Raw genomic sequence first — 12,276 nt, 5'->3', positions numbered from 1 at the left:
GCAAGGGTTCGCACACAATGGTGCGGTTGACCCCCTCAGTGACCGCCCCACGAGTGGCTGAGATGCGCGGCCACCGCCGCCCTGGCCGCGTCCGGTGGGCCGTCGGCGATGGCGTCGAGCAGCTCGCGATGCTCGCGCACCAAAACGTCCCGGTCCGTGTAGACCTCCCGGAGCCGCACCAGCCCGAGCCGCGTCTCCGCCGCCAGGACTCCGTAGAGCCGTTCGAGCCGGGGGCTGCCCACCGCCTCGATCAGCGCCTGGTGCATCGCCATGTGCTCGGCCACGCTCTCCGACCAGGGCGCGTCGGCGGGCAGGGCCGCCATCCGGTGCAGCGCGGCCTCCGCCCCGGGGACCCGCTGCCCGGCCACGGCCTGCGCCATGAGGTCTTCGAGCGGCCTGCGCACGTACATGAGATCGTCGAGGTCCGAAAGCGTCACCTCGGGGACATAAGCGCTGCGGTTGCGCTCGCGTCTCAGCAGCCCCTCGTGGACGAGGCTCGCCAGCGCTTCGCGCACGGTCGGCCTGGCGACGCCGTACGAGGCGGCGATCTCCTGCTCGGGCAGCGGGGTGCCGGGCGGGATCTCGCCGGACAGCACCCTGCTGCGCAGGGAGTCGGCGAGCGCGCCGACGGTGGAGACGGGTCTGAGCGGCAACGTCACGGCTGCGACTCTAGCTCCCTTTCCGGCACGGGCTCTTGGTCGCGTGCTTTCTCCGGGATCGCCACGGCCACCAGGCTCAGCGCGAGGAGCACCAGGCCCGCGATCGAGATCGGGGCCAGCCGCTCGCCGAGCACCACCAGGCCGAGCAGCGCCGCGACCGCCGGCTCCGCCAGGGCCAGCGTGGCGGCCGTGGCCACCGGCGTGGTCCGCAGGCCCCTGCCGTACAGGAAGTAGGACAGGGCCGTGGTGCCGAGGCCCAGGTAGAGGACGGCGAGCAGCCCGCGCGGCTCGCTCATCCAGGCGAGCCCGTTCGCCAGGAGGACGGGCAGCATGATGAGCGCCGCACCGCCGAACATGACCCCCATGACGGCGTTGGACTCGGCCCCGCGGCCGATCGCCCGCGCGGCCATGACCGCGTAGAAGGCGTAGAGCAGGCCGCCGAGCAGCGCGAACAGCACCCCCGAGACCGTCTGCCCGCCGGCCTCGGCCCCGCCGCCCACGATGAGCGCGGCGCACCCGCAGATGGCCGCGGCGGTCGCCGCGGCCCACCGCGCGGTCGGCCGGTGACCGTGGAGGAGCCAGGACAGCAGCCCCGTGAAGACGGGCCCGCTCCCGATCGCCACCACGGTGCCGATGGCGACCCCCGTGCGGGCGACGGCGGCGAAGAAGCAGAGCTGGTACGCGGCGACCGCGACGGCGGCCAGCAGCAGGCTCGGCCTGATCGCCTTCCTGACGCCGGCCCCGGCCACGAGCGCGAGCGCCGTCCCCCCGATGACCAGCCGTGCGGCGGCCAGTGCGACGGAGTCGGCGGAGACGAGCAGTCCTGCCGTCCCGGCCGTGCCCCAGAGCACGGAGGCAGCGACAACGGCGGGTGGTCCGTTTCTCATGCCCACCATTGTCTGACAGTTAGACAATTTCGTCCAGTTGCTGGTCGATCAGCCGTCCCGCCGGGGCCACCACCTCCCCCGCGTAGTCGTCCAGCACGGCCAGGGCGTCACGGAGGTCCGGCACGCTCTTGCGCGGGAGCTCGAACAGCGGCTCGTCCTCCGCGGTGATCGACCCCTCGATGTGGAAGGCGCCGGCGAAGACGGTGATGGAGACCTCGAAACGGACCTCGCGGCCATCGGGCAGCGTGAGGCCGGTGCCGACGCGGGCGCCGGCGGGCGGGAGGAAATAGGAGAAGGGCTCGCTTCTGGCGAACGGGTGACGTAATTCCGCGAGCATCCCTGACGCCCGGCTCAGGGCTTCCAGGAGACCGGCTGCGGCCAGACTCTCGCTGTCCACCAAGAAAGGGTAGATCAGCGGGGCGGTACGTGGCCACGGGTCAGCTGTGCGTGACGGTCACCGAGCAGCGAGGAAGACGGCGATCGGCGGGCCGGTCACGGGGCCGGGAAGGTGGCGATCGGGGGGCCGGTCACGGGGCCGGGAAGGCGGCGATCGGGGGGCCGGTCACGGGGCCGGGAAGGCGGCGATCGGGGGGCCGGTCACGGGGCCGGGAAGGCGGCGATCGGGGGGCCGGTCACGGGGCCGGGAAGGCGGCGATCGGGGGGTCGGTCGCCAGGCGGACGTGGCGTTCCACCTCCTGGCGTTCGCCGCGCTGGACGCCCTCCGGCCGGAACCCGGCCTTCGCGGCGACCCGGCACGACGCCGGGTTGTCGACGTGATGCTCCAGCTCCAGCCGGCAGAGCCCCAGCTCGCCGAACGCCCACCGGGCCAGCTCCCCGGTGGCCGCCGCGGCGATGCCCCGACCCCTGGCCTCGGGCACGACCCAGTAGGACACCCAGCCGCTGTCGTGGTCGTCGAGGCGGGACACCGCGACGTTTCCGACCACCTGCTCGCCCTCGGGGCCCTCGATCGTGATGGCGAACGCGTGGCCCACCCCGCGCCAGGCGGCGATCCACCCGGAGGCGTCCTTGAGCGTGACGACGGGCCAGGACGCCTGGGTCCGGAGGTCCGGCGCCCGGAAGGCCCTCAGCACGACCGGCGCGTCGTCCGCGCGCCACTCCCGCAACCGCACGTGCACAGCGCCCACAATGCCCGAGATTACCCGGAATGCACCTATAACGCGCCCTGCCCGATTTGATGCGCGGCCTCGAACTCGGCCACCATCGCCTTCGGCGCGGTCAGGCACCAGGCCTCGGCCACCAGCTCGAACAGCTCGTCAGAGTCGATCTTGTCGAGGTGCACGACCACCCAGCCGAACCGCCCGGCCGTGAACTGCACCTCGAACACGTCGGGCCGCTCGGCCACCAGCGCGATCTGCTCCTCGATCGTGGCCTTGAGCCCGACGGTCTCGGTCGCCTCCCACAGGTAGCCGAAGCCCTTGTCGCGGACCTTGAGCCCGATCCACTCGCCACCGTGGCTCATGTGGACCCCGGGCAACTCGTCCAGCAACTGGAGGAACTCATCGACGCTCACACCCATGCCCGCCTGTGTACCAGACCCGACCGACAGTTCCGGCAGCGACGCCGGAGCCCGCTAACGTGAGACCGGTGGCCGACACACGTACCAAACTGCTCGAAGCCGCGCTGGAGACGCTCAAGGAGCACGGCATCGCCGGCGTCTCCGCCCGGACGATCGCCGCGGCGGCGGGGGTCAACCAGGCCCTCGTCTTCTACCACTTCGGCAGCGTCGACCAGCTCCTCGCGGACGCCGTCGAGCACGGCTCCCGGCAGCGCGTCGCCCTCTACCGCGCCCGCTTCGCCGCCGTCACCACCCTCCGCGAGCTCCTCGACCTCGGCCGCGCGCTGCACGCGGAGGAACGGGCGGAAGGCACCGTCGCCGCCCTCGCCCAGGTCCTCGCGGGCGGCCAGACCGACCCCAAGCTCGCACCGGCCACCGCCACCGGCCTCAACCTGTGGATCGAGGAGGTCGAGCAGGCGCTGGGGAGGGTGCTGGCCAGGTCGCCGCTGGCGGAGTTCGTGGACGTGACGGGCCTGGCCAAGGCCACGGCGGCGGCGTTCGTGGGCCTGGAGCTCTACGAAGGAGTGGACCCGGACGGCGCGAACCAGGCGTTCGACGCCCTGGAGAGCCTGGCGGGCCTGGTGGCGGCCCTGGAGGACATGGGCCCCCTCGTACGCCGCGCCGCCCGGGCCAAGCTGCGCCGTCACTCGTAGTAGCGCACCTCCACGACGTTGCCGTCAGGGTCGGGGAAGAACATCGTCTCGGGGGCGATGCCCTGGGCGCCGAAGGAGTTGACGCCGGAGCCCGTGATCTCGACCCCGTGCCGCTTCAGCCGGACCTGCAGCTCGTCGAAATCCTCCTTTCCGACGGCCAGGCAGAAGTGGTTGATCGGATGCCCGGTGCTGCCCTTGACCCCGGTGCCCTCGTCCACCCCCATGGAGGCCTCGTACGCCATCAGGTCGAGGATGGTCTCGGCCGAGACCCGTACACTCGGAAACGCCGCCTTTCCCTCGCGAAACTCCTCGGCCCGCACCCCGGGCAGGCCGATAACCTGCTCGTAGAAATGCAGGGAATCGAGCTGGTCGGAGACCCAGCAGACGAGATGGTCGAGCCGCACGTCCATGCATACCTCCGTTTTCTGCCGCCCGAATCCCCCTGTCCACCTGTGGTTTCATGGTTGGACGGTGATTCAGCGGCCGGCATCGGCCTGCGCCGTACTCATTTCATAATGAAAGATCCGGATGACAGCGAAGTAAACACGGCAGGTCCGGCGGCAGCCGCGCCTCGCCAATTGCGAAATGCGAATCCGGCGCGGTGATCAAGCCTCGACTATCCTCACCTCGGGGAGCTGGTTCCGCGGGAGGTCGCCGGTGAGTGCTGAAGGTCTTACGCGGGCCAGGTTCCGCCTTCTCGGACCGGTGGAGCTCCAGACCGGGAGCGGATCCGTCGTCCTGACCGGCAAGCAGGGGGCGTTGCTGACGATCCTGCTGCTGAGCGCCAACCGCGTGGTGTCGGTCCAGCGGCTGGCGGAGTCGCTGTGGGGCGAACCGCTGCCGAGTTCCCCTTCCTCGCGCGTCAGGATGCTGATCTCCGACCTCAGGAAGACGTGCGCCGCCGCGGGGGACGAGCTGATCCGCACGCAGCGGCCCGGGTACGTCGTGCGGCTGGCACCCGGCCAGCTCGACCTGTCCAGGTTCCTCGACGGGGTGGCGCGGGCCCGCAAGGCGGCGGCCGCGGGCGACCCGGAGACCGCGGTGACCCGCTACGACGAGGCGCTGAGCCTCTGGCACGGGGCGCCGCTGGTGGGGATCGACGGCTCCTTCGTCCAGGCGGAAGTGGCCAGGCTGGAGGAGCTGCGGCTGGAAGCGGTGGAGGAGCGGGGCTCGGCCATGCTCGCGGCGGGCAGGCACGCCGAAGCCGTCACCGAGCTGACCGCGGTCGTCGCGGACCATCCCCTGCGCGAGTCGGCACACGGCCAGCTCATGCTCGCGCTGCACCGCAGCGGCAGGCGCGCCGACGCCCTGGCGGTCTACCGGAGACTGCGCGAACGGATCACCGAGGAGCTGGGGCTGGAGCCCGAAAACGGGCTGCAACAGCTCCACCAGCGGATCCTCACCTCCGACAGCACGCCCGAACCCCAGCCGCGTCCGGCGGCCTCGCCGATCCCCCGGCAGCTACCCGCCCCGCCACCGCACTTCGTCGGCCGCGAGCGCGAGCGCGCCGAGCTGGACCGCCTCGCCCGCGACCGGACCAGGAACAGCGTGGCCATCGCCGCGATCAGCGCCACCGGGGGAATGGGGAAGACCTCGCTGGCCCTGCACTGGGCCCACGACACCATCGACCTCTTCCCCGACGGCCAGCTCTACGTCAACCTCCACGGGTTCGACCCGGGCAGCGACCCCCTGCCGGCCCATGTGGCGCTGCGCCATTTCCTCGGCTCCCTCGGTGTCCCGGCGGCGGCCGTCCCGGCCGGGGAGGAGGCCCAGGCCGGGCTCTACCGGTCGCTGGTCGCCGACCGCCGCCTGCTCGTCGTCCTCGACAACGCCCGCGACGTGGCCCAGGTCGAGCCGCTGCTGCCCGGCAGCCCCGGCTGCGTCGTCGTGGTCACCAGCCGCAACCGCCTCCCGGGCCTGAACGCCACCCGCGGCGCGAGCCTGATCGGCCTGGACGCCCTCACGCCCGCCGAGACGCGCCGCCTGCTCGGCCGGCACCTGGGCGAGTCGAGGCTCGGCGCGGACCCCGACAGCGCGGCCGCCCTCGTCGAGCACAGCGGCGGCCTCCCCCTGGCGATCAGCGTGCTCTCCGCGCGCGCGGCCATGCACCCCGGCTTTCCCCTGTCGGTCCTCGCCGAGGAGCTGAGCAGCCCCGCCACCCGCCTCGACGCCCTGCAGACCGGTGACCTGAACGCGGACCTGCGGGCCGCGTTCAAGTCCTCGTACGAGGCACTCCACCCCGGCACCGCCCGGCTGTTCGCGCTGCTGGGACTGGCGCCGTGGCCGGACATCAGCCTGCGGTCGGCCGCCGCGCTCGCCGGCCTGCCCGACTCCCGCACCAGGGTGTCGCTGCGGCGCCTCGAAGCCGCCAACCTGATCCAGCAGCACCGCCCCGGGCACTACCGCACGCATGACCTGGTCCGCCTCTACTCCGCCGAACGCGCGCAGTCCGATCTGCCCGAGCAGGAGCGGGTGGAGGCGCTGACCCGCCTGGTCGACGCCTACGTGGTCACCGCGTGCGCCGGCGACCGGCTGCTCAACCCCAACCGTCCCTTCGCCGCGCGGATCTCCGGCGAGGCCGGGCGGATCTCCGGCGAGGCCGGGCGGGAGGAGTTCGAGGACGCGGCGTCGGCCTGGGCGTGGTTCGAGGACGAGCAGTCCAGCCTCATCGCCGTTCAGCGGCACGCCGAAAGGCTGGGCCTGGACGCGGCCGTCTGGCGGCTGGCGTGGGCCATGGACACGTACCACAAGCGGTGCCAGCACGAGCTGCGTATCCAGTCCTGGGAGACGGCCCTGGCCGCCGCCGAGCGGCTGGGGCGGCCGGTCCCCCGGGCCTTCGCCCATTGGTACCTGGGGTACGCCTACGCGCAGGACTCCCGGGCCGACGACGGCCTGGAGCACCTGCTGCTCGCGTTCAAGCTGTTCGAGCAGGAGGAGGACCTCGCCGGGCAGGCGCACACCAGCCACACGCTCGGGTTCTGCTGGCTGGAGCTGGGCGCGCCCGAGCGCGCGCTCCCGCACGTCGAGAACGCCCTGCGCCTGCAGCGCGAGCTCCGGGACCCCCTCTGGGAGGCCAACGCGCTCAGCGCCGCCGGCTGGTGCCACGCCAAGCTGGGCCGTCACCCGCAGGCGCGGTCGTACTGCGAGCAGGCTCTGGAGCTGTTCCAGAAGCACGAGGACCTGAACGGCGAATCCGCCACCCTCGACAGCCTCGGCTACATCGCCCACCGGACGGGGCAGCATGATGAGGCGCTCGGCTACTACGACCGGTGCCTCGACCTGCGCGAGCAGCTCGGCAACGCCTACCAGGGCGCCGACACCCTCGTCCGCATCGGCGACCTCCACCACGAGACGGGCCGGCCCGCCGCCGCCCGCGACGCCTGGCAGCGGGCGCTCGATCTCTACCACAAGCAGCACCGCGCGCTCGAAGCCGGCAACGTCCAGGAGAAGCTCAGGCGCCTTGCCGCACCGCCTTCCGCTCCAGCCGGACCCTCAGGTCACGCGGCACCAGCAGACCGCTGAAGTCGGGCACCATCTCCGTCTCCCGCGTCCGCGCCAGGCTCATGCCGCTGACCAGCCAGGCCGTCGCCAGGGTCAGCTGCATCATGCCGAGCTGGGTCCCCACGCACACCCTCGGCCCGGCGCCGAAGGGCAGATAGGTGTGCCTGACGGGCGCGACGTGGGGCTCCAGCCACCGTTCCGGCACCAGCCGGTCCGGGTCGGACCACCAGCGCGGGTCGCGATGCAGCCGGTACAGGCTGAACAGCACCTGATCCCCCGCCTTGAGACGCCACCCGTCGAGCTCGGTCCCGTGACGTACGGTCCTGCCGATCAGCCAGGTCGGCGGCCAGAGCCTGAGCACCTCCTTGACGAACGCCTCGGTGTACGGCAGGTCCCCCATGACCGGGACCTCGCCGGCCGACGCGGCCTCGGCCTCCAGCCGGGCCAGCACGTCGGGCCGGGTGCTGAGCTCGTACACGATCCAGGTGAGCGCGGCGGCCGGGACGCCCAGCGCGGCCAGCATGATCCCGCGCAGGAACCGCTCGATCTGCAGGTCGGACAGCTGCTGATCGCCCGGGGCGAGGAGCACGCCGAGGAGATCCTGCGCGGCGGCGGAGTCCCCGGCCGACCGGCGGCGGCGCACGATGTCGGTCATGAGCGCCAGGAGCCGCTTGCGGGAGCGGGCGAAGCGCCGCACCTTGCGCGACGGCCACCACGGCGGCAGCTGCAGGGAGTCGCGCGACAGGGGGTCGATGGCGGCGACGTTCTCGGCCAGCGTCTCCGGGACGCCTGCCGCGTCCGCGCTCAGGCAGAAGTCGGCGGTCGCCCGGCCGGAGAAGTCGGCCATCGTGGCGAGCACGTCAATCTCCCCGTCACCGACGGTCTTGAGGAAGATCTCCCGCAGCCGTTCGGCGTGCGCCTGCGCCACCCTCCGGTGCAGCCCCTGCCAGCCCGCGCGGCGGGTCGTCGTCCACAGCTCGGCGTCGGCCGCCATCCGCTCGGTGTCCACGCTTCCCGCCAGCGGCGAATTCTCGGCCAGGAAGTCTCTGTTGGTCCTGGTGAGCAACGCATGCACCTGATCCGGTGAGGACACCACGATGGTGCGGGCGTCGAACGAGAAGACGTCCCCGTATTCACGGTGACACCGCTCCAGGAAGCCGTTCCTGTCCTGGTCGTACTCCTCGGTGTTGCCGAACAACCAGTGCCCTCGGGGCCCGGGGGGCCGCTCCGAACCAGGTGCATGCGTCACTCGTCGGCCCTCTTAGTTGAAGAAGTTCCAGTAGGTGTACATGCCTCCCATGCGGACCCGGCCCACGAGGCGGACGGCTGCGTGTCGGATGTGCTTCATGCGTAACCTCCGTAGCGCGAATGTCGTCACTGACCACGATCGATCACGGGGCGCATGATCTCCGCATGAAAACCGCCTGCGTCAGCACCGCCTCGCCACCTGGAGCGATCCACGATGAAGAGCCGGCGAGTCGGGGGTTACACGATCTTGACGGGAAGATTACAGACATGCCTAACATGTATGTAGGCGGCGCCCGGCCGCCGCGATCGGCCCGTGGCGCCGGAAGGACACGCGCATGCAGGACCCCCCGAGCTCCGAACCCTGGCGGCAGTGGCACGACGGGCTTGAGCTGGACCGATCATGGCCATCGCCTGAGCGCGGGATAGTCGTCGACCGGGCGGAGCTCAAGAAGCGCTCGAAGCAGATGGTCATCGACGCCCTCGGCGCGAAGACCTCCGTCAGCGACGGCACGCATTCGGACCGCATGCCGAGCTCGGCCTTCGGGCACTACGTCTGGGGGACCGACTTCGGCGCCTACTCCCCCGTCGCGGTCATGCGCACCGATCTGGACGGCGCATGGACGTCCGCCGACAAGATGATGACCGCGCTCAACCGGAAGTTCTCCGGCCTCAAGGAACGGTCAGAGGCGTTCCACGAGTCGTACGAGGGCTTCGGCCAGCTGGTGTACGTCGCCGCCATGAACTACGACACGGCCGAGGGCATCCTCCACCGCCGTCTGGACAAGCTGCGGAAAGCCGTCCACGGCCAGCGGGATCCGGGTCACTCCCGGCCTCCGTCCGACACCGAGCCGTGGCGCGAGGAGGACGTCTCGGCCAACAGCGCGGCCGGCATCAGGAAGTTCTTCGACCGGAGCCATCCGGAACGCCTGCTGGACCTCGGCGTGGTGCTCCACGACTTCGCCGGCCGGATGGCCGGCGCGGCGGCCGCGATCGAGGGGCACTCGAAGGGGTTGGCCCAGGTGTGGGGCAGCGAGGCGGCGGAGCTGTGCCAGCAGGCGCTCAGGATGCTGCACGCCAGCTCGAAGACGCTCGCCTACGACGCGGGCCGGACGGGCGACGTGCTCCTGACGTTCGGCGAGCTCTACTGGCGATACAAGGAAAACTGCGCCAAGGCCGTCGGCGACTTCGAGATCGACGACCTGTGGGAGTGGGCCGGCGGCGAGGACGACGAGGACGACGACCGCGCCCGCCAGTATCTGCGCGAGTTCAACCAGAACATGGGCGTCTGCTACGACCTGATCCCCGCGGACGCCGAGCTGCTGCTGCCCCAGATCGCCTACGTCGAATACGTCGACCTTTATCACGACGAACAGGGCACGTACTTCGACCGCCTGGAGAAGGACGAGCCGTTCTCCTGGCTGTTCGACAACCCCTGGAAGGAGTCGTTCCAGGACCCGATCCTGCCCAAGGAGTCAGCGACCGAGATCCTCGAGACGCAGTTGCGGGAGCCCTATTCGCACTGGTCGCAGTGAGCCCACGCTCGACAACACTTTGAGTAATGATATAGTCACGCTCAGCTATGAAAGTCGTCAGCGGATTGCCGCGTCACGTCGCTTGCGTGATGGATGGAAACGGGCGGTGGGCCGCGCAGCGATCGCTGCCGCGCACCGCGGGCCACGAGGCGGCGGAGGCCGCCGTCATCGACATCATCGAGGAGGCCCGCTCGGCCGGCATCAGGTGGTTGAGCCTGTACGCCTTCTCCACCGAAAACTGGCGCAGGCCGGCGGGCGAGGTCGACATCCTGATGAGGCTCGTGCGCCGGGCCATCCGCAAGCACGCGCCGGCGTTGCACGCGCGGGGCGTCCGGTGCAGGTTCCTGGGCATGTCGGATCCGCGGATCCCGCCGACCCTGGTCCGGGACATCACCGACCTGATGACGCTCACCAGCGACAACAGGCAGATGACGCTGACGGTCGCCTTCGACCACGGAGGGCGCCGCGACATCGTGGAGGCCGCCCGCTCGCTGATCCGCGCCGACGTGCCGGCCGAGCAGGTCACCGAGGCCACCTTCGCCCGGCATCTCCCCTACTCCGACACGCCGGACGTGGACCTGGTCATCCGCACCTCCGGAGAGCAGCGCATCTCCAACTTCATGCTCTGGCAGGTGGCCTACGCCGAATGGGTCTTCCCGCAGGTGCTGTGGCCGGACTTCCGCGCGACCCACCTCTGGGAATGCCTTGACGCCTACCGATCGCGCCAGCGCCGGTTCGGCGACGTCCGCCAGTCGAGCGCCACCACGGGAGAGGAACCTCGATGAGCCAGAGCACCGCGGAGCAGGCCGTGGACGCCTTCGGGCCGGACTCGATGCTGCGCCGCCTCGTCAACGACGCGCGGTGGGGCCTCGCGGTGACCCGCGCCACGGTCCTGGAGGCCGCGCACCCGCAGATCGGCGCCGCGCTGATCGAAAACTCGTCGTTCGTGACGCATCCGTGGCGGCGGCTGCGCAACACGTTGGTGAGCATGCAGCGCGTGCTCGACCCCGACCAGCACGTTCGCACCCGGGAGGCGACCCGCCTCAACCGCCTGCACGCCCGCATCTCGGGCACCGACCCGCAGGGCCGCCACTACGACGGCACGGACGCCGGGGCACGCGCCTGGGTGGTGGCGACCCTGTTCGAGTCGACGGTGACGATGTACCGGCTGAGCGGCGAGTCGCTCGACCGGCCCGCGCTGGAGCAGCTCTACGCCGAGTTCCGCGCGTTCCTGGCCCTGATCGAGGGCGACAGCGACCAGCTCCCCGCCACCTTGCTGGAGTTCTGGGCCTACTACGACGACATGATCACCCACCGCCTGGAGAGCACCGAGGCCGTGCGGGTCATCCTCTACCGGCTCTTCGCCAACGTGCCCGCGCCGCCCCTGCTGCGCAACCATCCCGCGGTGTGGGCCGCGGGCCGGAGCGTGGCGGGCCCGGTGGCCGCCGCGATCACCATCGCGTCGCTGCCGGAGCCCTTCTGCCGCCGGGTCGCCCTGCCCGACCTCCCCGGTGCGCGGACGCTCATGCACGGGGCCTACCTCACCGCCGGCTTCGCCAGCCGCGTGCTCCCGGACGGCTGGGTGGACGTCAACTCGCTCGTGAGCCTGCTGGATCCCAGCCACACCGGTGGTTCCGGACCATGGCAGACCGTACGCCGCAAGGCCGGCCAGGCCGCGGCCCTGGTCAGGCTCGTCACCCCGGCCCCCGACGACGTCAGCCCGACCACCCGCTCGGCCGACCGGTTCTTCGCCGAGGTCCTGGACCAGACGGGCGACGGCTACCTCACCTGGCCCGACCTGGCGGCCATGGCAAGAGAGCTCGCCACCCGGCTCGACCTGGACGAGCAGGACGAGGAGCGGCTCTACGACGCCTACGCCGCCTGGTGGCGGGAGCTGCAGACCAATCTCGACGCCGACGACGACGGGCGCGTCACCCGGCAGGAATACGCCGCCACGGCCGTCTCTCTGCCCGGCGCAGGGCTGATCAAGGTCGCCGACGTGCTGTTCGACGTCACGGACGCCGACGACGACCAGGCGATCGACGCGCAGGAGTTCCAGAGCCTGTTCCGCACGGCCTTCCGCCGCGATCTGACCGGCGGAGCCGACGCCTACTCGCGCAGCGCCTTCGTCAGGCAGTTCCTGTCCTTCATGTCGGGGCAGCAGCACTCGGTCGCGTACGACTCCCTCCTGTCCTAGCTGACGCGGCCGCCCTCCGGCTT

12 protein-coding genes are annotated in these 12,276 nt (G+C 71.3%); 5 read left to right on the top strand and 7 right to left on the bottom strand.

All coding sequences use genetic code 11. The features are described from left to right. Nucleotides 1-35 precede the first annotated feature (35 nt). The 5 genes from H4W80_RS38290 to H4W80_RS38270 form a co-directional block, all read right to left on the bottom strand. Entirely contained in the window at nucleotides 36-659 is a 624-nt protein-coding gene (locus H4W80_RS38290; RefSeq protein WP_192789516.1) for a GntR family transcriptional regulator, read from the bottom strand. Beyond that, a complete protein-coding gene (locus H4W80_RS38285) occupies nucleotides 656-1,546 on the bottom strand; it encodes a DMT family transporter (protein ID WP_192789515.1) in 891 nt (296 codons plus the stop codon). The genes H4W80_RS38290 and H4W80_RS38285 overlap by 4 nt, the downstream gene beginning before the upstream one ends. 19 nt (nucleotides 1,547-1,565) lie before the next feature. Next, nucleotides 1,566-1,943 (bottom strand): hypothetical protein, encoded by a 378-nt coding sequence (locus tag H4W80_RS38280; RefSeq protein ID WP_192789514.1) that lies wholly within the window; start codon nucleotides 1,941-1,943, stop codon nucleotides 1,566-1,568. A gap of 235 nt (nucleotides 1,944-2,178) precedes the next feature. After that, nucleotides 2,179-2,691, bottom strand: a complete 513-nt coding sequence (locus tag H4W80_RS38275) for a GNAT family N-acetyltransferase (protein WP_318787255.1) — start codon at nucleotides 2,689-2,691, stop codon at nucleotides 2,179-2,181. Nucleotides 2,692-2,717: 26 nt separating this feature from the next. After that, on the bottom strand, nucleotides 2,718-3,083 hold the full coding sequence (locus H4W80_RS38270; protein WP_192789513.1) for an MmcQ/YjbR family DNA-binding protein: 366 nt from the start codon (nucleotides 3,081-3,083) through the stop codon (nucleotides 2,718-2,720). A 68-nt stretch (nucleotides 3,084-3,151) separates the two neighbouring features. Here H4W80_RS38270 and H4W80_RS38265 point away from each other — a divergent pair, with 68 nt between their 5' ends. Continuing rightward, a complete protein-coding gene (locus tag H4W80_RS38265) occupies nucleotides 3,152-3,775 on the top strand; it encodes a TetR/AcrR family transcriptional regulator (protein ID WP_318787254.1) in 624 nt (207 codons plus the stop codon). On the opposite strand, the gene H4W80_RS38260 is transcribed toward H4W80_RS38265, so the two are convergent. Beyond that, nucleotides 3,766-4,185: a VOC family protein gene (locus H4W80_RS38260; protein ID WP_192789511.1), complete on the bottom strand. Its 420-nt coding sequence runs from the start codon at nucleotides 4,183-4,185 to the stop codon at nucleotides 3,766-3,768. The two genes, H4W80_RS38265 and H4W80_RS38260, sit on opposite strands and share 10 nt — an antisense overlap. Nucleotides 4,186-4,432: 247 nt before the next feature. Here H4W80_RS38260 and H4W80_RS38255 point away from each other — a divergent pair, with 247 nt between their 5' ends. Beyond that, nucleotides 4,433-7,297, top strand: coding sequence for an AfsR/SARP family transcriptional regulator (locus tag H4W80_RS38255; RefSeq protein ID WP_192789510.1), 2,865 nt, complete (start codon nucleotides 4,433-4,435; stop codon nucleotides 7,295-7,297). Here the strand turns inward: H4W80_RS38255 and H4W80_RS38250 are convergent. After that, nucleotides 7,227-8,474, bottom strand: coding sequence for a cytochrome P450 (locus tag H4W80_RS38250; protein ID WP_225963883.1), 1,248 nt, complete (start codon nucleotides 8,472-8,474; stop codon nucleotides 7,227-7,229). The genes H4W80_RS38255 and H4W80_RS38250 overlap by 71 nt on opposite strands. Nucleotides 8,475-8,859: 385 nt before the next feature. Here H4W80_RS38250 and H4W80_RS38245 point away from each other — a divergent pair, with 385 nt between their 5' ends. From H4W80_RS38245 to H4W80_RS38235, 3 genes are read left to right on the top strand one after another with little or no spacing between them, the layout of a single operon-like run. Beyond that, nucleotides 8,860-10,056 (top strand): hypothetical protein, encoded by a 1,197-nt coding sequence (locus H4W80_RS38245; RefSeq protein WP_192789508.1) that lies wholly within the window; start codon nucleotides 8,860-8,862, stop codon nucleotides 10,054-10,056. Nucleotides 10,057-10,103: 47 nt separating this feature from the next. After that, nucleotides 10,104-10,841 carry a polyprenyl diphosphate synthase gene (uppS, locus tag H4W80_RS38240; RefSeq protein ID WP_192789507.1) on the top strand — a complete coding sequence of 246 codons (738 nt, stop codon included), beginning with the start codon at nucleotides 10,104-10,106 and terminating at the stop codon, nucleotides 10,839-10,841. After that, nucleotides 10,838-12,253 carry an oxygenase MpaB family protein gene (locus H4W80_RS38235; protein WP_192789506.1) on the top strand — a complete coding sequence of 472 codons (1,416 nt, stop codon included), beginning with the start codon at nucleotides 10,838-10,840 and terminating at the stop codon, nucleotides 12,251-12,253. Before uppS ends, H4W80_RS38235 begins: the two co-directional genes overlap by 4 nt. Nucleotides 12,254-12,276 lie beyond the last annotated feature (23 nt).

The sequence above is a fragment of the Nonomuraea angiospora genome, from assembly GCF_014873145.1.
GTDB classification, from domain to species: Bacteria; Actinomycetota; Actinomycetes; order Streptosporangiales; family Streptosporangiaceae; genus Nonomuraea; species Nonomuraea angiospora.
The sequence above is the reverse complement of the archived record's forward strand: the minus strand, read 5'-3'. Positions and strand labels throughout refer to the sequence as shown.